This is a genomic window from Paenibacillus lupini (assembly GCF_011761355.1).
Lineage (GTDB): Bacteria > Bacillota > Bacilli > Paenibacillales > Paenibacillaceae > Pristimantibacillus > Pristimantibacillus lupini.
Map to the genome: position 1 here is coordinate 221,163 of NZ_JAASRW010000004.1, position 22,119 is coordinate 243,281.

Genomic DNA, 22,119 nt, shown 5'->3' on the forward strand with positions numbered 1-22,119 from the left:
CCTATCATCTTGGATTAATAAATAGAAAGCTGGTTTAACCATGGGAGAAACAATTGTCATTATGGGCGGAGGCGTTGTTGGTCTCTCCTGCGCTTTTGAGCTGCAGAAGCGGGGGCATCAAGTGACTGTACTGGAGATTGGCCGCTGCGGCGGGCAAGCCTCCGGTGCTGCTGCCGGGATGCTGGCGCCTTACTCGGAAAATGTAGAAGGGCCGGATGACTTTTTCCATCTGTGCAAGGAAAGCTTACGGCTGTATCCGGCTTGGCGGAATGAGGTTCGCCGCATATCCGGTCGAGCCTTTGAATATACCGAATCGGGCAGCCTTTATATTGCCTACCATGAAGCTGATCGCCTTGCTCTAGAAGGGCGGCGTCTCTGGCAGAATGAGCATGCTTCAAGTGGTATTGTGCTGGAGGGGGATGCGTTGTTCCGTCAGGAGCCGATGTTGTCGCGCGATGTGAAAGCAGCCCTATACACACCAGAGGAAAGCCACGTGTATGCGCCGGATTATGTTCTGGCACTTGAGCATGCATGCCGATTAATCGGCGTTCAGATCTTTGAGCAGCTAGGTAAGGTGACTGTTGCCGAATGGCGTAATGATATCGTTGTTGCCTCGCAGGATGGCCAAAGCTTCACTGGCGATCGGCTCGTTGTCTGCAACGGCGCGTGGGCGCAGGAACTGGAAGAGGCATTTGATATCCGCATTCCGGTATACCCGATCCGAGGACAGATCTGTGCGTATGAGGCGGAAGTGAAGCCGGTACAGCATATGGTGTTCTGCAATCAAGGATACCTGGTTGCCAAGGAGAACGGCACACTTGTCTGCGGTGCATCCGAGGATGTAGCGGGGTTTGATACGAGCGTTACGGAGCGCGGAATCGAGCGGCTGCGCAAATGGAATAAGCAGGCGTTCCCGTTCCTGGCGGAGCAGGAGCCATTCCATCGCTGGGCAGGCCTTCGGCCTTCCACGCAGGATGGTTTTCCGCTGCTCGGCCCTTTAAAGCAATCTGCCGGCCGTGTCGTTATGGCGGCTGGCCATTATCGCAATGGTATTTTGCTTAGCCCGGTAACGGCGCAGGTTGTTGCCGATTATATCGATGGTGGTGGCAGTCCGTTATCGGCGTTTGCACCTGAACGTTTTACTCATTAATACAATAGAAAGGAGGTTAGACTTAAGATGTCGGAGTACATAAAAGGGAACGTGGCAAGAGCTTTGACAATTGCTGGTTCAGACAGCGGCGGCGGAGCCGGTATTCAGGCAGATTTGAAAACGTTCCAGGAGCTAGGCGTGTACGGCATGTCTGCCCTGACTGCAGTAACTGCGCAAAATACACTTGGTGTTCAAGGCGTATTCCCGCTGACAAAGGAAGCAGTAACAGCACAAATTCATTCCGTAGGCAGCGATATTGGTGTTGATGCGATAAAGACAGGAATGTTATTCAGCGCGGAGATCATCGAGGCGGTCGCAGAGGCGATTGTTTTCTTCGGCTGGACGAAGGTAGTGATTGATCCTGTGATGATTGCCAAAGGAGGAGCTTCACTGCTTCAAGCGGATGCGATCCGAGCGCTCACCCGCAAGCTGCTCCCGCTTACGATGATTATTACGCCTAACATTCCAGAAGCTGAGTATCTAACTGGGATGGGAATCCGCAATAAAGCCGATAAGGTAGAAGCAGCGAAGAAGCTTGTTGATTTTGGCGCCAAATATGTCCTTATCAAGGGTGGGCATGAAGCAGGAGCAGAAGCAGTTGATTTGTTGTTCGACGGCAGCAGCTTCAGCGAGTTGTCGGGCAAGCGAATCGAGACAGCGCGTACACATGGCACCGGCTGTACGTATTCGGCAGCTCTGACAGCAGGCCTCGCAGAGGGACTTGGAATAGAGGAAGCAGTACGTCAAGCAAAAGCTTACATTCAAGCGGCTATTGAGGATAGCATTTCTATCGGCAGTGGACATGGCCCGACCAACCACTGGGCTTACCGCCGCAGAGGACCTGTCCCGCAATAGCATGTCTTGTCCTAATTCCGCTCTTTTGATCATATATATGAGAAAGAGGAGCGTGAATAATGTGGAAGACAAGACGGTTAAACGATATTACCGATTGAAGCAGAAGCAGAAAGAGATTGAGCAGGAATTATCTGAGCTGCGCGGTGAAATTGTGAAGCATTGTACCGAGCAGGAGCTCTCGGAACTTGAGATTGGAAGCTATAAAGTGAAGATTGTCGCACAGGAGCGCAAGGAATTCGACGAGACAAAGCTGTTCGCAGCTCTTCCGGATCCGGAAGTATGGCGGCTGCTCTCAAAGCCTGACTCCTCCAAAATCGCCGGTCTGATTAAGCTGAATGTTATCTCAGAAGATACAATTAAAGATACGTATTCCGTCAAGCACTTATCTCTTCTTCAGGTGGATAAAAAGTGAGTGAGCATAGCAGGGATCCCGACCGCGAAATTTGGGCGGGATTTTTATTTACTTAATTATTGACAATATTAAGAATTGTGAGATAATTACAATAAGCTTAGTTCTCGGTACGCCGAGAAGCGGGGAAACCAATCTTTTGGGGCGAATCAGCCAGTCTTTGGCTGTAGGGAACCATCTATCCCGAGCCCGTCAGCTAACCTCGTCAGCTTGAGATGGGTCTTTTGCGAATAACATTGCGAATTATTAGACCCTTTAACAGGGTCTTTTTCTGTTTAAAGGCCCACATGCACACAGAGCATGCCTATGCTCTGTGCTGCTGGGGTCTTTTTTTATTTATTGTGGGGGTGGGATGGACTTCCCGGCAAGTAGGTGAGAAAGTCAACAAACCTTTTGGAGGGATGACGAATGGTACAACCAATGGCTGATAAAGGAAGATCGGCAGGGCTGTCAGAGGCGGAGAGAGAGCGGCTTAAGAAGCATTTTCGCGTCAATGATTACTACTTAAACTTGATTGACTGGGATGATCCGAAGGATCCGATCCGTAAGCACCTGATTGCAACAGCCGGGGAAGCTCACGGAGAGACTTTGGAGGACACTAGTGGCTGTAAGCATGTCTACCATTCGATGGCGTTGCTCTCCGTCTCCCATGCTGCAGAAGGACTTGCCTATATTGCAGAACATACCGAAATCCATAAAGTTGTACTGACTGGTGGAGACAGCCTCTTATTAGCTACATCCAAGCTGCGCCGAATTATTGAACAGCTGCGGGAAATGGATCATGTAGGTACGATCCGACTGGACTCTAGAATTCCGATCTTTAACCCGATGCGGATCTATGAGGATTCCGAGCTGTTAGATATGCTTCATAAGTTCTCAAGTCCAGAGAAACGGATTTATATCATGACTTCCATTAATCATCCGCGCGAAATAACGGCAGAAGCGAAGAAAGCCTTTAATGCGCTGCATCAGGCAGGAGCTGTAGTCGTCAATCAAACCCCTATTGTTAAAGGCGTCAATAATGACCCGCTTGTACTAGGCAAGCTGATCGATCAATTGTCCAGAGCCGGGATTACGCCTTATTCCTTTATCGTTAACCGTCCTCATACCGCATACGCTGATTCCGTTTTGTCTCTGAAGAGCATTTATTCCATTGTAGAGCAAGCAAAAGTACTGACCGCAGAGCTTGGTCAGCGCATTAGATTATTAATGGCACATACCTACGGCAAAATTGAGCTTCTTGATATTGAAGGCGGCAAAGCCTATGTGAAATATCATCATTATAAAGAATATGGCAATGGACGTTTCATGATGCTCGACTGCCCGCCTGAAGCCGCTTGGATTGATGATTTGACCGATCATGATGACCATACGGTATATATATCGCAGGAACAACTTCCTAAAGTGAATAAAGGATGTTCTTGAATTGAAGTAGAAGTAGTTAGGGATAGTAACTCACATCCCGGGAGGCTTCTATTTAATGAGAGAGTACAGTCAAGAACTCGTCAATGCTTTGCAGGCTCAGCAGGAAGAAGTAATTTTGAACGGAACATCGGTTATTGTAAAAGGTAATCCGGAAGAGACAAGAGCAGGTTACTTGGATCCGTATGAGCTTAAACTGATCAGGCAGGGGATTGAGGCCAGACAGCAACAGGCCCCACCTGCCGCGCCACCTACTCCGGAGCAGCAGCTTCAGCTCATTCGAGATTCAATGGGTTTTCCGAATCGGAACTTGAATACGATCGAGATATACACGGGTTATGAACGGATACAGCTTGGCGATAATGAGGTTGGCCTTTGGCGGTATTATCCGCGTAAATCGATGCGCAAGCCGAACAAACCCTGTCTCATTTATATTCACGGCGGCGGATGGATCGGCGGAACGGTATTTGCGGTTGAGAATCCATGCCGGCTGATTGCCGAACTGGCGGATGCCGTCGTCTTTAATATTGATTATTCGCTGGCCCCGGAGCATAAATTCCCGAATGGTTTTAATGATTGCTTTAACGCCGTTCAATATATTTACGAGCATGCGGAGGAGTATGGCATAGACCGGAACCGGATCGCGGTTGGCGGCGATAGTGCAGGTGGCAACTTAACTGCAGCAGCAGCGCTCAAAGACCGGGATCTAGGCACTCGTATGATTGCCCAGCAGGTGTTGATCTATCCATGTGTCACCTTCCTTAATGATGTGAAAGGCTATCGCTGGGAGCTGTCGCAGTTCGAGATGGCGGAGGAGCAAAGGGCGATGATTGATCCGATGCTTGGTATCGGACGACCAACGAAGGCTGACCCTGAAGGGAAAAAAGCATGGAAGAACTATCTGCCAAGTGAGGAGGACGTTCGCAATCCATATGTCAGTCCACTTCTAGGGGACAGCAAAGGATTGCCGCGCACGCTGTGCATTGGAGCAGAATTCGATGGTTTGCGAATTCAGTCGGAAGTTTACAGCAAGCAGCTTGCTGAAGCGGGTGTTCCGGTTAAGACGATTCGTTATAAAGGCTGTACCCATGCATTCATCGATCGCTTAGGCTTTGTACCGCAAGCCGAGGATCTGTGTATCGAAATTGCCGAAGCTTTAAAAGAATTATAATAGAAGAGACACGGCTTTAAGCCGTAAGTGAGCCCGCTCTCTAATTATGGAGAGTGGGCTTAATTGTGAGAAAATATGAAAATTACGGATTATAGCATACGAACCACGAAGCAACAAGTAAGAAAATACTCATCAAAGCTCATATGATTCTCAGAAAGTGGATGAACCCCATGAAACGCCTAGTTTTCAGCATTCATAACGCTTTCATTTACCGCTCGTTTCCAATTTTTGCGGGTACTATCCAGCTCTGAGCCTCTTTATAATTAGCCCTATCAACAAAGATAGGGAGTGAACAACAAATGAAATTTACGACAAAAATTGCGATGCTCTTGGTGGCTATCGCATTACCAGTAACAGCGCTGCTACATACGACGGCGGATGCCGCTTCGTCTGCAGATGCTAAGAGAGCGAAGATCGTCCAAACTGCAATGAATTTGAAGGGTCATGTCAATTATGTAAGCTGGCAGAACCGTCAAGAGAAGAAAGCACCTTACGCAACAGATTGCTCCGGCTTTACTGCACTTGTATATAAACTTGCTAACGTTGGCGTTAAACTTGTAAACCGTGATGATGATGATCAAGCTAAAGTAGGTACAAAAGTAGGCTACGGCAACTTCAAAAAAGGCGACCTGTTGTTCTTCTGGAACAGCGGTTCGAAAAACCATAAAGACGTAGGTCATGTCGGTATCTACATCGGCAATGGCAAAATGATTCACAACGCAAGCCCGTCGAGCGATGTTATTGTTTCGAGTGTTAACTCTAGCTATTATAAAGAGCGTTTCATCGTGGGACGTCGTGTAATTAAATAGTTTGATTAAATAGCCTCACTACGCATTCGTATGTTCTTCCGACCGCTGTTGTTCGGGGATTCCATGATTGAAGCAGTATAGGAGGGAATCCCCGAACAAAGGCGGACGCTAACGCTTCTACAGAATCATACGAATTGCTCCGTTTGGGTTTTAATCTATTTTTAATTACAAATAGGGTATGCAAAAATGGCCGTACGGGATATCCGTACGGCCATTTTTTATATGATTTCCGCGTTGACGGAGGAGGGATCGCTAACGATATGATGCTTAACATGCTGGAGCATACGCTTCATACGGATGGCTTCTGGGTTGGTGGAATCCAGCTTTTTGAGATGTTGGGATAACGGGACGACCTTGAATGCACTTCGGCCGCCTGATTTTGATATTCGTGTCCACGTTGGAATGAAGTCGACCTTTTTGATACGGATCGAGCCGTCGTCCAATTTGCGAACTTGGAGCTGTGTAATGAGTCCTGTTAGGGTGTGGTCATTGTAGTAGAGGCGTGTTGAGATAATATTACCGAGGGAATAGATAGCGAATTTTTGGATACCTGAGCCACTTTTATAGAAAACAGCCGGCTGGATCGTATGCGAATGAGCTCCCAGAATAATGTCTGCGCCGTGTTTGAATAATAATTGCACCATGTCCTTCTGCTTTTGAACCGGATAATTGGCATATTCTCTTCCCATATGGAGAGAAACGATGATCAGATCGACTTTTTTAGCTTTCAGCCGTTTCAAGTCCGAGACCATTTTGGTCGGATTAATAAGGTCTACTGCCCATTTGTGATCAGAAGGGACAGGGATTTTATTCGTTGTTTTCGTATAAGCAAGGAAACCGATCTTGATTCCTTTCACTTCTTTGATAACAGCATGCTGCGCTTCACTAGGTGTCCGATACGTCCCGGTATGGGCAATACCTTTGTTATCTAGTATTCGGAGTGTCCGTTTCAGACCATTAATACCGTTATCCATACAATGGTTGTTGGCCGTTGAGACGAAGTCGAAGCCAAGATTTTTGAGTGTATCGGCAAAAGCGTCCGGACAGTTGAACATCGGCCAGTTCGTCCGCGGATGCCGCTTCACTACGCTGTAAGCGTCATCGGATGTTTTGCCCGCGAATACGGTTTCCAGGTTACCGATGGTCAGATCGGCGTTACGCAGGTAAGGGGCAATTGGCTCAAACAAATGGTCGAAGGAATAACCCTTCTCGCCTTTGCAAGAGTTGATGATTCGCGTCTTCATCAGGAAATCCCCGACCGCGGTTATCGTTATTTCCGTACTCATGATTCATCTCCGTTTACTTGATGGTTTTCGGCAGCAGGCTGCGGGCATATTGAAAATGTGTATGCAGGGTTTGCTCCCACACCTTTTGGCCGTATAACTGCCTCATTATCATTTTCCCTGGCTTGATGTTAACCTCGAGCAGCCATAGTTTGCCGTGTGTATCAACTGCGAGATCGATCCCAAGCTCGCAGAGCCGGGAACGATATGATCTCTCCATAAAGGAAGGAATGTATTCTGAAACCTCTCGAATTGAATTGGCGAGAGCGTCTCCTTTTTCGTCACCAAATTCTTTTTTTAGATAGGCTCTTGCTTCAAAAGCATGACCGCCGCTCTTCAGGTTGGAGGTAATTCGTCCACGCCTTGCTTCACGCACGGCGATCCCCGTCGTTTGCCAGTCCCCTTCGTTTCTCTTTTGCATAAGCGACCGAATATCGAAGACAATACCCTGCTTATTACGGATATCGATCCACTGCTGCATGATATGCCGTTCTTTGCTTATGACCCTTCGGACATAAGAACGGAGACCCGCGGCATGCATCGTTTGTGTCATCTCTCCGTTGGTCTGAACTTTGAAATGATCCTTCTCCACGGTTACGCGAACGATACCTCTTCCGCCCCAGCCGTTAATAGGTTTGAGCATCACGCTTCTATATTTTTTAAGAAAGAGGATAAAACTGCCCGCATTTTTCACCAGTTCTGTGGGAAGCAGATAAGGCTTCAGTACAGAAGACGAGACCAGATGCTTCTGGATCCGGATCTTATTGCCGATGCCGTAGCCGGTAAAAGGGAAAGAAGGTGCTTTTTTGACCAGAGTAGCTCTAGCGACATCGGATCCTGTATAAAACCCGATATCCATATTGATTTTTGGAAATGGCATGGTCTGCTTGCTCCAGGTTCCTCCGCGATAAATGTGGCCGGTAATTTTTCTGGTCGTTAAATTAACATCCCTAGGGGTGTATACAAGAATGCCGCTGAATTTCTCGGTGAGAGCCGATTTGGCATGTCTGGCAAAGCTGCCCGGATGGCCAATCCGATGAGTCATGATTCCTAAGATGTCGCTCATCTGTCGTTCTCCTGTCCTGTGGCTTGGGCTGAAATCGGAACTGTATATTATCATATGAAGCATGACATTTGTCCGGCATGGGATAAATGCCTATTCCTAAACGGGCAGGAGGCTATTGAAGGTACTTTTTACTCATTCAAGGAATAGTATGGAGCAAGCGATTAGCCTAATGTATAAGGACATGTAACCGCTGTTGCCAACGGAGGAGATTCCAACATGAAAGGCTATATGATTAAATATCCGGGGAGAAAATGGTTAAAGCACGTGGCGCTGTCAGGTGAAGAGGAAATTTCGGATTTACTGCCGGATACGGAGCAGTTCACGCTTAAAGGCTTCATTAACATGATTGAACTTTATCCTGTACTGTTCGTGAAGCCGGATCTCGGTATGAAGGGTCAGGGCGTTATGAAAGTCACCTATAAAGACGGAACAGTTGTCATTCGTACCGAAGGGAAAAGTTATTCCTACCAAAGTACGAAGGTGGCGGCCTTTAAGCTGAAGCAATTGATCGGATCGAAAAGATATATTATGCAGCAAGGCATTGATCTGATTCAGATCGATGGGAACCCTATTGATTTTCGTATCCTAATGCATTTGCGGAGGGATGGAACGTGGAAGTTTTTTGGCGTTATGGGCAAGGTGGCAGCACCTAACCGGTTTGTGACCAATCGCAGCAGCGGCGGAAAAGCGATTCGGCTGCATCATGCGCTGGGCATCACGAAGCAGGAATGCGAGCCATGGGAGAAAAAGCTGCGCGATTATGCTTACAAGATCGCGCTGGGGATGAAAAAGCATTTCCCGCTGATTAGTGAGCTTGGCCTTGATATCGCTATCGATAAGAGCAATAACATTTGGCTGCTGGAAGCTAACACCAGGCCTCAGTTCCAGCTGTTCCGCCACCACGCCAATCCAAAGCTGTACGCGCAGATTGCCTCTTCAGTGAAGCATATCCGGGCGGAAGAGTGAGCTGGAGCGTAGTTATAAAAGCAAATACAATCAGGCGACAGTTCCAGTTGTTCCGCTACCACGCTATCGAAGACTGTACGCGCAGATTGCTTCTTTGGTGAAGCATATCCGGGTGGATGAATGAACTGGAAGCGTAGTTACAACAACAATGGATGGTGTATAATGGAAGTTAAACAGCGTGTGAAGCACACCGCTCTTTTCCGTCACTGACGGAGAGGGGCGGTTATTTTTATTTTCAGAGGAGGATTTGTATGTACGAGGTGTCTTATGATGAGTGGTTGAAGGAGCAAATGGTAGCTGGGAGCAGTGAACGGCAGCGGCGTCTTCGAGAGCATGGTCATGCGGAGAAACTATTTTTGGAACAGGTTTGGTGGCCGGTATTTGGACAGCTTGAGGATTTGAACGGGGAGTATGAGGTCAATGATTTTAAAGATGGTGTAAGATTTCTGGATTTTGCCTACTTGCGGCATCCGCATAAAATTGCAATAGAGATAGACGGATATGGTCCACATAACCGTGACATTGATCGACGAGGATTCGCAGATCGTTTGATGCGGCAAAACCATTTGATACTTGATGATTGGCGGCTGCTTCGTTTTTCATTTGATGATGTGAAGGAGAGACCACGTCAGTGCCAGCAAATGATCCAGCAATTATTAGGCAAGTTATATAGTCAAGAAATACAGAAGGACATTACGCTTCAACAAAGAGAGGTAATTCGAATCGTATCTTACCAATCAAAGCCTGTATCGCCAGTTGAGATAAGTACCATGCTAGGCATCAGCACGCAATTCGCGAGAAAACTCATGCAGGATCTGGTAAGTAAACAATATCTCATATCTGCATCTAAAGGGGAGCGCATTCGTTATTACCGCACAGGGAAAAGAAAGCTTGCTCGGTAAGTTGATTGTCAGTTGGTATAGAGCTTAACAATGTCGCGCATCGTTAAGGCAGGTGAAAAGGTGGGGAAACAGCATCTTAACGATGTCGCACATCGTTAAGCAGAGCGAATTATCCCATTTCTCCTGTAGAATGGGAAGAAAAAGACCTCTTAGCGATGCGGCACATCGTTAAGGTAGGTGCAAAAGCAGGAAAACAGCATCTTAACGATGTCGCGCATCGTTAAGCAGTATGACAAGGCTCATTTTACTCGTGAAATGGATTGAAAAGAGCCTCATAACGATACGGAATATCATGAAGATACCCTCCCGCGAGTTTTTCGGTTAAAAATCAGCTCCTTTTAGACTATAATTGGGTCGAATTACGTCGAATATTTTACTTTTGGGGAACCGTTAAAGTATGATGGATACATAGAGTTTACGTGAGATTACCGTGGTATGGAGGGAATTCCCATTACGAACATTATGTTGAACGATGCAATGACGATGTTGAAATTGACAAGCCGGACTTTTTATATTCCAATCAGCAAGCTGATACCTGAATTGAGAGAAGCAGTGTCGTCTGCTTACCTCTGTATGAGAGCGATTGATGAGGTCGAGGATGACGAGAAAATGCCAGCTCCCATCAAGAAAGAACTGCTGCTTGGAGTAGCTGAGGCGATGAAATCGCCAAACATGGAGGAAGCGCTTCACCAGTTATGGGAGCCTCACCGCGATGCGCTGCCAGAAGTAACTTTGCGAATGAACGAATGGGCGCAGCTTTGCCCCGCAGGCATCGCACCGACGGTATTCAACTATATTAGGATGATGGCCGAGCAGATGTCGGAGTGGGTTGGCACGTCGTGGAATATCCATACGGAAGAGGATTTGGACAAATACACATACAGCGTTGCTGGTATGGTTGGCGAGATGTTGTCCGATATTTGGCGCTGGTATGACGGAACCGAGACTGACCGGGACAAAGCAGTAGCATTTGGCCGTGGTCTGCAAGCGGTTAATATTATGCGCAACCGTGCGGAGGATCTGGAGCGTGGTGTTGACTTCTTCCCGGATGGCTGGGATTTGAAGGATATGCTGCGTTACACTCGCCGCAACCTGAAGAAGGCAGATGAATATCTTGCTGATTTGAAAAAAGGTCCTGCGCGAAGCTTCTGCCAAATTCCATTGTCGCTTGCACATGCTACGACTAACCTTATTGCTATCGGCGGCAATAAACTGACTCGGGATGCCGTGCTGAAGATCGTCAGCAAGATCAAGTAACCTTATAAAAAGAAAGTGCCCCACAGCATCGGGCTGTGGGGCTAAGTATTTATATTATTAAAAGGGGGGTTGAGACCTATTATAGGCGATGTTCATTAAAGAAAGATGAACATTAGATTGCGAATATGTTACAAATATTAACCAAACGATTCCAGTTGCCTAAATTAGTCTATGCCCGCCATCCACATGAAGGACGGTTCCTGTAACAAAAGTATTCTGAATTAGATACAATACGCTTTGAGCGGCATCGGATGCAGAGCCAACACGTTTCACCGGAAGCTTATCGGCAATCGTATCGTAAAATTGCTCGCGGGCATCCAGCGACATCTTGCTGCGAGATGGAGTATCGATAATACCAGGCGAAACCACGTTAACGCGAATTGGAGCTAGCTCAAGGGCAAGCGTCTGTCCGAGATTCGAAATGGCGGCATTCACCGCACCAAGCGCCGCGGAACCAACCATCTTTTTATAAGCGACCACTCCAGAAAACAAAGTAATTGATCCGTTTGCGGTCAACTGTGAAGCTCCATATTTGGCCGCATAATATTGCCCCCAGAACTTATTCTCAAACAATTGGCGGGATGCCTCAGAGTCTGTCTCCAGAAACTTACCTCCCGATGTCTCCGCTGCGCTGATTACCAAATGATTATAGCTTCCGATCTCCTCGAAAAACCCTCTCACTTGTTCTTCATCCGTCGTATTCAGTACATGAATGGAAACAGAACCATTTAACTGTTCTTTAGCTGCCTGCAGCTTTGCCTTTGAGCGACTTGCGATGACCACATCAGCGCCTTGTTCAAGAGCTTGCCGTGCCGTTTCCAGTCCAATTCCCGAGCTCCCTCCAATAATAACAACCTTTGATTATGCAGCATACCGATTCCTCCCAAGTGGAAATGATTTGAAACTAATCTTTCGATGAGCAAAGCATAGCTTCAATAATTCCATTTGGGAAGTAGTGTTATTTTATTCATATAGTTTCCGAAAAGTAAGTTTTGACTGACAATGCGGCATACACGGTGCTGAAATTATTTTCCTTGCAGGGTAAGTCCAAACCTTTTCAGCTCTATAAAAATACTTTCCAACTGCCTGCCTCGCTCAGTTATCATATATTCCACTCTTGGAGGAACCTCCGGATATACGGTTCGTTTAACGATGCCCTGTGCCTCCAGTTCTTTAAGCCTTAGCGACAGCGTCTTGGGGCTGATGCCCTCCATTCCTTTCAGAAGATCGCTGAAACGCAAGGTTCCTTCCAGCAGCAGATCACGGACAATAAGAAACGTCCATTTTGTACCGATGATGTCTAGTGTGGCTTCAATCGGGCAGGGCTCACCGGGAGTCCCTTTATTTAATACAATCGGTTCTAGCATGCTGAAACCATCCTTTTCTGACCCTTTTATTTCTCTCATAGTAGCATCATAATAGGCTGCTGTGTAGGCGTACATGTCCAAGCCAATTACCAATCCCTGAATACGATAAAAGGCAAGTATTCTCTAGTAAAAGGGGGAGTGGACATGGGCTTTAAAGGTAAAGGTGTGCTGGAAAACCAGGTCTATTCGAATCGGGTTGTTCGATCGGAATTCGATAAGAACTGGAAGACAGTCATTACGAGAAGCGGGTATGTCGTCTATATTGCACAAAGAAACCATGCTCAAGTGACGGTGCTGCTGACTACAGGGGCGAGAAAGCTGATTACCTTTAACAAGGGCGGCAAAGTCATCGTAGGCTCAGGCGGCATCAGTCATTACAGCAAACCGCATTTGGCACAGGATATTTAAACTGCTCGGCCTCCTGGAGCCGATTGGAAGGGCCAGGTATGGCCAAGCCATACGGTATCCAAGAGGAGGCTTTTTATAGTAAGATGTGGTTGTTAGCAATCGGATGCAGGGAGAGGAAGTAACCATGAACGATTTGATGAAAACATTACTTGCGCAGGAAGAAGAGCTGCAGTTCGACTCATTTACGCATGATGATGCACTGCAATTAGGAAATATCGTCGTGCAGCATGCGAAGGATGTTATTGGCAAAGGGATCGCCGTACATATCGAGAACGATGAGCATCCGCTCTATACCCATTACATGGCGGGTACTTCAAAGGAAAATATTTATTGGGTGAATACGAAGAAAAATGTTGTGAACCATTTTGGCCACAGCTCTTTATATGTTGGTGAGATGTTCCGTGATCAAGGGACAACTTTCCCGGAAAGCTCCGGTCTTCCACTGTCGGAATACCAAGGGGAAGGCGGCTCGTTCCCGATTGTTGTCCGCGGCCAAGGAAAGATCGGCACTATTACGGTATCCGGTCTAACTGGTGAGGAAGATCATCAAGCGGCGGTTGACGGGATCCGTAAGTTTTTGGTGAAATAAATACATAATTACGCAAAGAACAAACACCTCCGATTCAGCATCTTGAATACTGGGGTGTTTTTTCATTCGTTATTTGGAGGCTGCCGATGAGGATAAAGGCGATATTTCTCGACTTTTATGGAACGCTAGTGCATGAGGATGACGATATTTTGCCTCCGATCTACGAGGAGATTCGTCAAAGCTCTTCCGTTGATTGCGACGCTCGGGAGATCGGTCAATACTGGTGGAAGTCGCTCTCCAGCTTGTTTTCCGTCAGCTATGGGGATGCTTTCAAAAGTCAGAGGGAACTTGGACTACAGTCGCTTACTGAGACTATTGAATATTTCCAATCTGGCAGTTCGGCAAAGCAGCTTATCGGGCAGCAGTTTGAGCATTGGATGAGGCCCGAGTTATATGAGGATACGCTCTCGTTCCTCACGACTTTCAGCCATCTCCCGATTTTTATTTTATCTAATATCGATACAGCTGATATTGCAGCTGCGGCTGCTTTTCACGGCATTGAGGTCACAGATGTTCTGACGAGTGAAGACGTACGGGCTTATAAGCCTCGCCCGGAGTTATTCCTTGAAGCTATGAGAAGATGCGGCTTAAAGCCGGAGGAGATCGTACATATCGGTGACTCTTATGTAAGTGATGTTGGCGGTGCAAATAAGCTAGGCATTAATACGATTTGGTTGAATCGGCTGCATAAGCGGCAGCCACAAGGGGCGAAGCCGGACTTTATTTGTCATGATTTAACAGAGGCAGAGCAGTGGATGCTTCAGGCTATGGAATAGAACAAAGGATAACAGCAAGGAGGGCTACAATGATGAACAGACCACTTTCAGGGATAGGAGCAACCTACGAGCACAATAAGCTGCTCCTGGACAGCTTTCGCAGATGGACAGGCCAAGATTTGGTGCATGTAGAATTGGATACAGAGAAGGGCTTAGAGGAGCAGCTTTTTAACGCTTCACGGGTTATTTTATCGCACGGTACAGAGAAGGATCCGGTATTGAATTACGGCAACCGAATGGCGCTGGAGCTTTGGGAGATGGACTGGGAGCAAATGACGAGCACACCGTCCCGTTTAACAGCTGAGCCTATGGAGCGGGCGGAGCGTGAGCGGTTTTTCACGCAAGTTACAGCGAATGGTTATGTCGACAATTACACTGGCATTCGGATCTCCAGCACAGGGCGGCGTTTCTATATCGTCAATGCAACCGTTTGGAATTTGGTAGATGAGGACGGAGTCTATCGTGGGCAAGCGGCAACCTTCCAAGATTACCGGAACCTATAAGGGGTTCTACAAAAGTTAGAACTGCACGGGCAGCAATAGTCTTGATACGATAAAGGCGTTCCATACTTTATTTAAAGGAATGGTGCCTTTATGTTGATTCGGATACCATGGTACAGATTTATCAAATATTTTTCTGCCAAGCTGTTTGGCGTTGGAGTTGGACTGCTTGTTTTTCTGCTGATTTTTTCAGGTTTTCATTTGGAGCAATGTACAGGCAAACAATTGATTATTCCTTTTTGTTTTTTTTATGGGTATGGGCTTCTATTCTCCCTCTTAGCTGATTATTTATCAGGCACAGTGCGGCATTCACGCAGTTTTAGTGCGCTGGTGCTATATATTCTGGGCGGCTTTTTTCCTTTTCTTATAGGAGGGCCGGGACTCATTATGATTGCAGGTGTAATTGGAGCTTTTATGTCATTAATCGTCTTAATAGCCTCATATCTTATTGAAGAGCATTGGCCATATTCGGGGATTGGTGCTGCTCTATTGTTACTTCTCTATCTTGGATTGCTTTTAAGTTGAAAAGGGATGAATTTATGCCGCAATCGATATCATGGCGTTGGCTAATTGAATATGTGTCTTCCAAGCTGTTTGGTGTAGGAGTAGGGCTGCTTGTCTTTTACTTTATGTTCATGGGCTTCAATCCGGAGGTATGGTCAGCAATTAGCAGGGAGTTGATCGGTTATCCGGTCTGGACCTTTTTCTATGGATATGCTTTGTTATTTTCTATCTTGGCTGATTATTTGGCACGCTTAACGAGGCGAGGACGTAGCTTCTTTCTGCCGGTATTTTACTTGATGGGAGGCTTTGTTCCGTTTTTCTGGTGGGATGCTACAGTTATTGTGATTGCTGGCTCGGTTGGGGCATTCATGTCGATGATCGTGTTTGGAGCTTCTTTTCTTATCCGCAGACATTGGCCTTTCTCAGGAATCGGAGCGGGGCTGCTGCTATTGCTTCATATTGTCTTGATTGTAAGCTATCGAGCGGTGTAGGCTAGAATAGATGAAGAACTCAATTATGGACAAAGGACGTGTATAGTCGAATGGCAAAGCTGACACCTTACTTTTATTCGGAAGATGCCAAGGCACAAGCGGGATTTTATATGCAGGCGCTTGGTGGTGAGATCATTGATCAAATGACCTACGGACAAGCTCCGGGCACGGATGAATCGATGAAGGACAGGATCATACATATGGTTTTCAAAGCCGCAGGTGTTACCTTCTACATTGCCGATACGATGCACGAGCCTCCGGGACGCAGCACCAGCTATGATTTGAACCTGGAGTTCAAGGCGGACGAAGAAGCGCAGCAGGCATTTGCTAATCTGTCTGAAGGCGGGCGTGTTATTATGCCGCTTGAGAAGCAATTCTGGGGTACGTTGTTTGGCCGGTTGGAAGATCAATTCGGCATCAAATGGCAGATCAGCACAGAGCCGAAGGCACAGGTTTAATAAAATAGTGACTATTCGCAGCTCCTGCTGACAGGAGAGGATATAGGTAGTCTTTTTTACAATAACTGATTTGAAGGGGGAAACAGCATTATGAATATTCAAATGGTGGATACGACGAACAAAGTGGTTGCGTTTACATTCGACGATGGTCCAAATCCGACTTATACTCCGCAATTGCTTGAGATTTTTGCTGAAGCCGGCGGTAAGGCGACCTTCTATATGATCGGCGAGCAGATGGCTGCCCATCCGGAGACTGCTAGGCTTGTTCATGAAGAAGGGCATGAGATCGGTAATCATACGTATACACATCCAAATATGACAGAGCTGTCTGATGAAGAAATCTTAAGCGAGTTGTCCCGTACGGAGGAGCTTATCAAGCAAGTGACAGGTTCGCGTGCTGCCACAATGCGGCTTCCTTATTTGGCAGGTGACGAGAGAGTTCATGCCCTTCTAGTTCGGGAAGGCTATCCAGCACTAGGGGCATTAAACATGGATGCGAAGGACTGGGACATGCCTGGCGTCCAGCATATTCTCGACCATACGCGTGACACCGTCCGTAATGGAAGTGTGCTGATCTTCCACGACGGTTACGGCGACCGTTCACAGTCAGTGGAGGCGGTACGTGTACTCACGAAGGAGCTGACAGCAAAAGGTTATCGGTTAGTGACGGTGAGTGAACTGCTTCGTATGGGGGAGTAAGTTTATACTTGCGAAGACAATTGGTGGCTTAACGATGCGGCATTGTTAAGCTAGTTAAATTGGCTCCATTCATCACCCTTAATGATGTGCGACATCATTAAGGCGTAAAAACTCGGGAGATTGACCGGTTTGGGGCAGTTTAGAGGTAGCTTAACGATGCGTGACATCGTTAAGCGTGCTAAATTGGCTTCATTCATCGCTCTTAAAGATGCACGACATCGTTAAGGGTGTGAAAAACCGGGAGAATGGATGGTTTGCCGCAGTTTGGAGGTAGCTTAACGATGCGCGGCATCGTTAAGGGGGTAAACTCCCGGTGAATGAAGCTTTTGGCAGATGCCCTGCAAAACAAAAAGCCATGACCCGCTGCAATCGCAGCAGGTCATGGCTTTTTTTATTTTACTCTGCAGTAGGAGGGCGCTTGCCTTTCTGCAGATCTTTTATTGAATAGCCGAAGTCCATTTGCAGATGGGGGTAATCTTTGAAGCTTGTCCAGTCTCCACCCCAGGTAAAACCAAGTTTTTTCGCGGTTGTAACTACTTCCATCCAGTCAGCCTTTCCGTTGCTGTTCCCGTCATATTTCATATCCCATATCACATCGCCGTCAGGCTTCACAAGCGCAAAGTCGACTGCCAGCCCATAGTTATGGAATGAAGCGCCGCCTTTGACGTTCGTCACCACCTGTCCAGGCTCTGAACGTCCTTGTTTGTAGAGAACATTCTGCTCCTCGCTTGAGCGATAGTCATCCGTGATCAGGATCTTGATACCGATCTTGCCGGTTTGGGCGACAAGTGCATCCGCTTTCTGTGCAACAATTGGGTTAAGGGAGGTGATCGACGTGCTTCGTTCGGCTTCCGGTGCGGCTGGTGCCGGTTGGTCCTGTATAGAATCTATCCATCTCCAGCCCATTATGATAATAGCGATCAGAATGAGTGAAGTCATTACTTTGTTGCGCTTCTGCGCCGGTCTCATATAAGGCGGGTTTATTCGGCCAACCGTGGCTTCTCGCCGGGACATAGGTTCGAGCATTGCTTGCTTCTCCTTCCAATCTATCTCTAGTAATCTATAACTCTCTCTATCTATCATGCGCAATTATGTACGTCATTAAACGTTCGGATCGTTATATTGTAACATAGTGAAGGACATGCTACCCCCGCCCAAGGTAGGGGAGTTGCTTTGGAACTGGCTGGCGAGTGGGCAGTTAAAGTGATCGGAAGCAGTCTCTTTAAAAAACACAAAAGGCCCATAAAATGGGCCTTCTGAGTGAGGATTAAGGTGCTTCTGCTGGTGCGATTATTGGATTAATTAACGGTAACCGCCAAAGCCACAACCACAAATAATGATCACCAACAGTATGAAAAGCACCAGGATGAAACCTGTAGAGTTAACACCACCAACGTAACCGGACATTATACATGCACCTCCTTACGTCTTGAGTACTCTATAAGTTATGACGATTTGCTCCATGGTGCTTGGGTGTTTGTTCCTGAGGCATTTGACTAATTATAAATGCACATTAATGATGCCTGTACCGGACGGACAGCAGCCGTAAACGCTGATTGCCATTTTCTTGCCGATGATCCGAAGGTTGAACTTTGTTACCATGAAGAGAGTATCTATAGCTAATAGGGGGACAATCTCTTGATTCAGGACAAGTTTAAGAGATGGATCGCAGGTGCTGCGGCTGTGTCTTGTTTCATGGGGGCAATATCGGCAGGTGCTGCAGCAAGTTCTAACAAGCTGCCTTTTAACGACATCGCAGGCAGTTTCGCGAAGGATGCCATAGTACGTTTATATAATAAAGAAATATTAAGTGGTACCACAGAGAGTACCTTCTCACCAAAAAAATCAGTTACACGTGCTGAGTTCGTTATCATTCTCGATCGAGTTCTTGGAATAGAGCCTGTTCATAGTGCAATTAACCCGTTTAAGGACGTATCGGAAAAAGCCTGGTATTATGATGCGGTCACAGCCGCTGTCCAGGTTGGACTAGCTGATGGGACAGGTGCACATACCTTTGAACCAGCGAAGGCTGTTACCAGGCAGGAGGCAGCGGTTCTGCTGGTCAGAGCGCTCAATCAGACAGGTATTAATGGTTCGACATCGGCTTATGTAGATGAAGAAGAGATCGCAAGCTGGGCGGATTCGGCAGTTGGCGCCGTCCGGACACTTGGACTAATGAGTGGTGACGAGAATGATCAATTCCGCCCTAGTGACGGAATGAGCAGGCAGGAAATGGCTGCGGTCATTGATCGTGTACTGCAAAATGTGAAATGGGCTGCAGCACTTAATAAGCAATCAAATGCGACGCGGATCCAGATGGGCTGGCAATATGGCCAAACGACTGCTCAATTCGAACAATCTGTCTTCCAAGCCAAGGTGACAACTTTATCGCCAAGGTGGTTCTTTTTCGATCCAAATGGTGTGGTAGCAGATAATGCAGATCAATCACTCGTCACGTGGGCGAGCAAAAATAAGAGGCAGATCTGGGCGATGGTCGGCAACCGTTCGAACCAGGAAGTTACGCATCAGAATTTGTCTAACGTAACTTACCGCGGGAAAGTTGTAAGTCAACTGACGAGTTACGTACAGAAATATGGGCTCAAGGGACTTAATATTGATTTCGAAAATCTCGCTCCTGCGGATCGCGCGTCGATGACGGCTTTTATCACGGAACTAAGTACGCAGCTGCACAAGATTGGTGCTGTTGTCTCTGTCTGTGTTTCCCCTGATCTAGGAAGTGACTGGACGGATGGCTTCGATTACCAAGCGCTTGGCGCGGTGGCTGACTATATTGTTATGATGGCTTATGACGAACATTGGAGCACCAGCCCGAAGGCGGGGTCAGTTTCATCAATGCCTTACGTGAACAATGCCGTGACAACGCTGCTCAAAGTCGTATCTGCTAAAAAAGTCATTCTGGCATTGCCTTATTACAATCGGGACTGGACGATCGCCAAAGACGGCAGTGTTATAGCTTCGGAGCTGACATTGGTTGAGCAGGATAGTCTAGTCCGAAAGCGAGCTCTAAGGCCGACCTGGGACGCTGCTGTGCAGCAATACACGGTCTCTTATCAGCTAAACACCCTTAAGCATCAAATATGGGTGGAGGACGGTCGATCTCTTGCTGCCAAGTATAAAACGGTGATGGATCATAATCTGGCTGGCCTTGCTTATTGGTATATGGGAGGCGCAAGCCCAGATATTTACACAAGCCTTAGTAATGCGGAACGTTTCTACGGATTATCTTTTGACTAACTCATCAATTTCATGCCATTATTCATTAACTTATCTAAATAACTTGTCTAAGAACCACGCCAGAGTCGAAAGACGTCTGGCGTGGTTCTTTTGTTAACGGCCATTGCCATGATAAGCTTATGCTTACGAAGTAAGAATCGCCGCCAAAAGCGATGGCAATTCTTTTTAGCTTATGCTTACGAAGTAAGAATCGCCGTCAAAAGCGACGGCAATTCTTTAAGCTTATGCTTACGAAGTAAGAATCGCCGCCAAAGAGCAGCGGCAATTCTTTTTAGGAGGTGATCGGGTGTATTCTGATATTCAATTTGCGGGCGATCGGCCGGTATCGATGCAGGTTAAGGACTATATGAAACGGCTAATGATAACGGGCGCGCTGCAGGCGAATCAGAAGCTCCCGTCCACACGAGAACTAGGACTGCTGATGAATGTCAGCCGCAATACAATCGTGACCGCTTATGCGGATTTAGTGGAAGAAGGCTTTATTTATGCCGTTAAAGGCAGGGGCAACTTTGTCACTCAATCGGCGGGCGGCGTTGCTGCTGAAGATGGAAGTGGCAAAAGGCTGGAATGGCGGGACCTGGTTAGCAACTTTGCCCGCACAGCCGAGGAGCATGATCTGATGAAGCATGGCATCCGCGCGAAGCGGGGGGCTATTTCTTTTACCAGTATCGCTCCGGATGAGAAGCTGTTTGATCTGCAAAATGTAAAGCGTGCATTCCTCGACCGGATGTCACTTGAAGGCAACATTATATTGAATTATGGCTATGCCAAAGGTTACAAACCGTTGATCGATTTCCTGATGCGTTATATGGAGAATAAAGGTGTCGAGCTGGCTGGCAAAGATATGCTTATTACAAATGGCTTTACGGAAGGGTTCGATCTTGTCCTGTCTGCACTAGGGAAGCGCAGCGGGAATGCGCTTTGTGAAAACCCCACTCACCATACGGCAATAAAAAATATAAAGATGCACCAATTCGCCATTACTGGCGTAGATATGGAGCCTGACGGCATTAGCCTAGACCAGCTTGAAGACGAGCTTGGCAAGCGGGAATACGATCTTGCTTATCTTGTCCCTTCGTACCATAACCCGACAGGGATTGTGATGTCCCATGTGAAGCGGGCGGAGACGATCCGTTTGCTGAACGAGTGTCAAATCCCAATTATTGAAGACGGGTTTAACGAAGAGCTGCGTTACTCTGGTGCTCATGTCGCTCCGCTTATCGCCTATGGCGGCAATCGAAATAACGGGACGATTTACTTAGGCAGCTTCTCTAAAATCCTATTCCCCGGCCTTCGAGTCGGATGGATTCTGGCGGATAAAGAGCTGATCGACTACCTCGAAAGCGTCAAACGTGCACGCACGATCCATACGTCGACACTCGATCAGTCTTTGCTGTATCAGTATCTTCATAACGGCAATTTCGAGAAATACCTAAAGCGAGCCAAATCGGAGTATAAGCGCAAATATGAGCTGGCTGTGGAAAGCTGCAAGACGTATTTGCCGCTAAAGAGGCTTTCAGGCGATGGAGGACTCCACCTGTTTGTTGAGTTTGAAGAGGCATTCTCCACGAGGGAACTGCTGCAGGCTTGTACCGATGAAGGCGTGTTGTTCACGCCAGGCGATATTTTCTACACCGATGGTGGAGGACAGCATACGATGCGGCTTGGTTTCTCCCGCGTATCCGATGAGAATATCGTCAAAGGGATTCAAATCATAGGCAAGACTGCGAAAGATATTTTAGGGTATTAACAATTTTCTGTGAAAATTTTTTAGGAGGCTAA

25 protein-coding genes and 1 riboswitch are annotated in these 22,119 nt (G+C 47.1%); of the genes, 19 read left to right on the forward strand and 6 right to left on the reverse strand.

Going from position 1 to position 22,119, the window contains the following annotated elements; all coding sequences use genetic code 11:
* Positions 1 to 40 precede the first annotated feature (40 nt).
* The 6 genes from thiO (at position 41) to FHS17_RS14500 (ending at position 5,816) form a co-directional block, all read left to right on the forward strand.
* On the forward strand, positions 41 to 1,150 hold the full coding sequence (gene thiO, locus FHS17_RS14475) for a glycine oxidase ThiO (RefSeq protein WP_167279123.1): 1,110 nt from the start codon (positions 41 to 43) through the stop codon (positions 1,148 to 1,150).
* Between the two features lie 27 nt (positions 1,151 to 1,177).
* Positions 1,178 to 2,005 carry a bifunctional hydroxymethylpyrimidine kinase/phosphomethylpyrimidine kinase gene (gene thiD / locus FHS17_RS14480; RefSeq protein ID WP_167279124.1) on the forward strand — a complete coding sequence of 276 codons (828 nt, stop codon included), beginning with the start codon at positions 1,178 to 1,180 and terminating at the stop codon, positions 2,003 to 2,005.
* Positions 2,006 to 2,042: 37 nt separating this feature from the next.
* Positions 2,043 to 2,417 (forward strand): hypothetical protein, encoded by a 375-nt coding sequence (locus tag FHS17_RS14485; protein WP_167279125.1) that lies wholly within the window; start codon positions 2,043 to 2,045, stop codon positions 2,415 to 2,417.
* Positions 2,418 to 2,501: 84 nt separating this feature from the next.
* Positions 2,502 to 2,638, forward strand: a riboswitch (cyclic di-AMP (ydaO/yuaA leader).
* A 184-nt stretch (positions 2,639 to 2,822) separates the two neighbouring features.
* On the forward strand, positions 2,823 to 3,839 hold the full coding sequence (locus FHS17_RS14490; protein WP_167279126.1) for a KamA family radical SAM protein: 1,017 nt from the start codon (positions 2,823 to 2,825) through the stop codon (positions 3,837 to 3,839).
* Positions 3,840 to 3,894: 55 nt separating this feature from the next.
* Positions 3,895 to 5,007: an alpha/beta hydrolase gene (locus tag FHS17_RS14495; RefSeq protein WP_167279127.1), complete on the forward strand. Its 1,113-nt coding sequence runs from the start codon at positions 3,895 to 3,897 to the stop codon at positions 5,005 to 5,007.
* A 299-nt stretch (positions 5,008 to 5,306) separates the two neighbouring features.
* Positions 5,307 to 5,816 (forward strand): C40 family peptidase, encoded by a 510-nt coding sequence (locus FHS17_RS14500; RefSeq protein ID WP_167279128.1) that lies wholly within the window; start codon positions 5,307 to 5,309, stop codon positions 5,814 to 5,816.
* Between the two features lie 218 nt (positions 5,817 to 6,034).
* Here FHS17_RS14500 and FHS17_RS14505 read toward each other — a convergent pair whose 3' ends face one another.
* Both FHS17_RS14505 and FHS17_RS14510 read right to left on the reverse strand, forming a co-directional pair.
* Positions 6,035 to 7,102 carry a CapA family protein gene (locus FHS17_RS14505; protein WP_167279129.1) on the reverse strand — a complete coding sequence of 356 codons (1,068 nt, stop codon included), beginning with the start codon at positions 7,100 to 7,102 and terminating at the stop codon, positions 6,035 to 6,037.
* Between the two features lie 13 nt (positions 7,103 to 7,115).
* Entirely contained in the window at positions 7,116 to 8,165 is a 1,050-nt protein-coding gene (locus tag FHS17_RS14510) for a YheC/YheD family endospore coat-associated protein (RefSeq protein WP_167279130.1), read from the reverse strand.
* Between the two features lie 216 nt (positions 8,166 to 8,381).
* Here FHS17_RS14510 and FHS17_RS14515 point away from each other — a divergent pair, with 216 nt between their 5' ends.
* The 3 genes from FHS17_RS14515 (at position 8,382) to FHS17_RS14525 (ending at position 11,290) form a co-directional block, all read left to right on the forward strand.
* Complete coding sequence (locus tag FHS17_RS14515) at positions 8,382 to 9,131, forward strand: YheC/YheD family protein (protein ID WP_167279131.1); 750 nt, start codon at positions 8,382 to 8,384, stop codon at positions 9,129 to 9,131.
* A gap of 251 nt (positions 9,132 to 9,382) precedes the next feature.
* Complete coding sequence (locus FHS17_RS14520) at positions 9,383 to 10,033, forward strand: DNA-binding response regulator (RefSeq protein ID WP_167279132.1); 651 nt, start codon at positions 9,383 to 9,385, stop codon at positions 10,031 to 10,033.
* A gap of 435 nt (positions 10,034 to 10,468) precedes the next feature.
* Positions 10,469 to 11,290 (forward strand): squalene/phytoene synthase family protein, encoded by an 822-nt coding sequence (locus tag FHS17_RS14525; protein ID WP_208420385.1) that lies wholly within the window; start codon positions 10,469 to 10,471, stop codon positions 11,288 to 11,290.
* Positions 11,291 to 11,449: 159 nt separating this feature from the next.
* On the opposite strand, the gene FHS17_RS14530 is transcribed toward FHS17_RS14525, so the two are convergent.
* Positions 11,450 to 12,139, reverse strand: coding sequence for an SDR family oxidoreductase (locus FHS17_RS14530; protein ID WP_167279505.1), 690 nt, complete (start codon positions 12,137 to 12,139; stop codon positions 11,450 to 11,452).
* Between the two features lie 176 nt (positions 12,140 to 12,315).
* Complete coding sequence (locus FHS17_RS14535) at positions 12,316 to 12,657, reverse strand: winged helix-turn-helix transcriptional regulator (RefSeq protein ID WP_167279133.1); 342 nt, start codon at positions 12,655 to 12,657, stop codon at positions 12,316 to 12,318.
* Positions 12,658 to 12,801: 144 nt separating this feature from the next.
* On the opposite strand from FHS17_RS14535, the gene FHS17_RS14540 reads away from it, so the two are divergent.
* The 8 genes from FHS17_RS14540 (at position 12,802) to FHS17_RS14575 (ending at position 17,082) form a co-directional block, all read left to right on the forward strand.
* Positions 12,802 to 13,065 carry a hypothetical protein gene (locus tag FHS17_RS14540; protein WP_167279134.1) on the forward strand — a complete coding sequence of 88 codons (264 nt, stop codon included), beginning with the start codon at positions 12,802 to 12,804 and terminating at the stop codon, positions 13,063 to 13,065.
* 124 nt (positions 13,066 to 13,189) lie between these two features.
* Positions 13,190 to 13,654, forward strand: coding sequence for a heme-degrading domain-containing protein (locus FHS17_RS14545; protein ID WP_167279135.1), 465 nt, complete (start codon positions 13,190 to 13,192; stop codon positions 13,652 to 13,654).
* Positions 13,655 to 13,740: 86 nt separating this feature from the next.
* Complete coding sequence (locus FHS17_RS14550; RefSeq protein ID WP_167279136.1) at positions 13,741 to 14,430, forward strand: HAD family hydrolase; 690 nt, start codon at positions 13,741 to 13,743, stop codon at positions 14,428 to 14,430.
* 29 nt (positions 14,431 to 14,459) lie between these two features.
* Positions 14,460 to 14,933: an MEKHLA domain-containing protein gene (locus tag FHS17_RS14555; RefSeq protein WP_243865359.1), complete on the forward strand. Its 474-nt coding sequence runs from the start codon at positions 14,460 to 14,462 to the stop codon at positions 14,931 to 14,933.
* Positions 14,934 to 15,023: 90 nt separating this feature from the next.
* Entirely contained in the window at positions 15,024 to 15,455 is a 432-nt protein-coding gene (locus tag FHS17_RS14560; protein WP_167279137.1) for a hypothetical protein, read from the forward strand.
* Between the two features lie 14 nt (positions 15,456 to 15,469).
* The gene (locus FHS17_RS14565; protein WP_167279138.1) at positions 15,470 to 15,925 is read left to right on the forward strand and encodes a hypothetical protein; all 456 of its coding nucleotides are present in this window, start codon (positions 15,470 to 15,472) and stop codon (positions 15,923 to 15,925) included.
* Positions 15,926 to 15,975: 50 nt separating this feature from the next.
* Entirely contained in the window at positions 15,976 to 16,383 is a 408-nt protein-coding gene (locus FHS17_RS14570; protein WP_167279139.1) for a VOC family protein, read from the forward strand.
* Positions 16,384 to 16,473: 90 nt separating this feature from the next.
* Entirely contained in the window at positions 16,474 to 17,082 is a 609-nt protein-coding gene (locus FHS17_RS14575; protein WP_167279140.1) for a polysaccharide deacetylase family protein, read from the forward strand.
* A gap of 396 nt (positions 17,083 to 17,478) precedes the next feature.
* Here the strand turns inward: FHS17_RS14575 and FHS17_RS14580 are convergent, their stop codons facing one another.
* Together FHS17_RS14580 and FHS17_RS14585 are read right to left on the reverse strand one after the other, a co-directional pair.
* A complete protein-coding gene (locus FHS17_RS14580; protein WP_167279141.1) occupies positions 17,479 to 18,108 on the reverse strand; it encodes a M15 family metallopeptidase in 630 nt (209 codons plus the stop codon).
* Between the two features lie 276 nt (positions 18,109 to 18,384).
* A complete protein-coding gene (locus FHS17_RS14585) occupies positions 18,385 to 18,489 on the reverse strand; it encodes a sporulation protein YjcZ (protein ID WP_167279142.1) in 105 nt (34 codons plus the stop codon).
* Between the two features lie 231 nt (positions 18,490 to 18,720).
* On the opposite strand from FHS17_RS14585, the gene FHS17_RS14590 reads away from it, so the two are divergent.
* On the forward strand, positions 18,721 to 20,337 hold the full coding sequence (locus FHS17_RS14590; RefSeq protein WP_243865360.1) for an S-layer homology domain-containing protein: 1,617 nt from the start codon (positions 18,721 to 18,723) through the stop codon (positions 20,335 to 20,337).
* A gap of 286 nt (positions 20,338 to 20,623) precedes the next feature.
* Entirely contained in the window at positions 20,624 to 22,087 is a 1,464-nt protein-coding gene (locus FHS17_RS14595) for an aminotransferase class I/II-fold pyridoxal phosphate-dependent enzyme (RefSeq protein WP_167279143.1), read from the forward strand.
* Positions 22,088 to 22,119: the final 32 nt, after the last annotated feature.